Source organism: Acidovorax sp. KPB24-03, from assembly GCF_057546605.1.
In genome coordinates this window covers 1-1,401 of record NZ_BAAJYR010000646.1, presented here as the reverse complement: position 1 = coordinate 1,401, position 1,401 = coordinate 1, and the positions used below count along the sequence as shown (strand labels likewise).

Sequence of the window (1,401 nt, the reverse complement as noted above, 5' to 3'; positions counted from 1 at the left end):
CTGGGTGTACACGCCGCGCGCGGCCGCCTACCCGCAGCTGGCGGCGCTGCAGCGCCAGGCCCAGGCCAGCCACACCGGGCTGTGGTCGCAAAAGCGCCCGCGCGCTCCCTGGGACTACCGGCGACAGCACCCGCACGGATAAACCGGTAGCATGCGGCGCTGACTTCCCACCGTTGGAGCCGCCCGCCGCGTCCGCCCGTCCGCTGGCCGCACAGGCTCCGGCCAGCCACCCTCCAGCCTCCCCAGCGCCGTGCCCGACCTTCCCACCGCCTCCCCCGCTCCCCCCGTTCCTGCCACCGAAAGCGTCTACCGGCACCGCGGCTTCCTCGCCTTCCTGATCGCCCGCCTGGTGGCCGTGTTCGCCACCCAGGTGCAGGCCGTGGTCGTGGCCTGGCAGGTGTACGACCTCACGCGCGAGCCCATCGCCCTGGCCTACGTGGGCCTGGCGCAGTTCCTGCCCATGCTGTGCCTGCTGCTGCCGGCCGGCGACCTGATCGACCGCGCCAGCCGCCGGCACATCCTGGCCGTGAGCTGGTCGGTGGGCGCGGTGTGCAGCGCGCTGCTGTGGTGGCTGTCGGGGCACGGCACGGCGGGCGTGGCGGGCATCTATGCGGCGCTGGTGCTGTTCGGCTGCTCGCGGGCATTCTCGGGACCGGCGCTGCAAAGCCTGCTGCCGCAGATCGTGCCGCGCGCCCAACTGGCGCAGGCCATGGCCACCAACAGCATGCTGATGCGCCTGGCCAGCATCACCGGCCCGCTGATCGGCGGGTTGCTGTATGCCACCGGCGGCGCCTCGCTCACCTACCCCGTGTGCTGCGCGGGCTTCGCGCTGGGCGCGCTGCTGCTGTCGCGCGTGACGGTGGCGTATGCCGCACCGCCCTCGCCGACGCAGGGCCGCATGTGGGACCGCTTCGGCGCGGGCATCCACTTCATCCGCACGCGCCCGATCATCCTGGGCACGATCTCGCTGGACCTGTTCGCCGTGCTGCTGGGCGGCGTGGTGGCGCTGCTGCCCATCTACGCGCACGAGGTGCTGCACGTGGGACCGCAGGGCCTGGGCGCGCTGCGCAGCGCCATCGCCATCGGCGAGGTGGGCGCGGGGCTCTTCCTGACCCTGCGGCCCTTCAACCGCCATGTGGGGCGGCGCATGTTCATCGCGGTGGCGATCTTCGGCGCGGCCAACCTGGTGTTCTCGCTGTCGCACTGGTTCCTGCTGTCGTTCCTGGCCTTGATGGTGGCCGGCGCGGCCGACATGGTGAGCGTGTACATCCGCGGGGCGCTGGTGCAGTTTTCCACACCCGATGCCATGCGCGGGCGGGTGAACGCGGTCAACATGCTGTTCATCGGCTCGTCCAACGAGCTGGGCGAGTTCCGCGCCGGCACCAGCGCGGCGTGGCTGGG

Annotated in this window: 1 protein-coding gene; it reads left to right on the top strand. The window is 72.3% G+C overall.

What is annotated here, in order from left to right:
* Positions 1 to 250: 250 nt before the first annotated feature.
* On the top strand, positions 251 to 1,401 hold a 1,151-nt coding region (locus AC27KI_RS24815), incomplete at its 3' end, for an MFS transporter (RefSeq protein WP_487116443.1).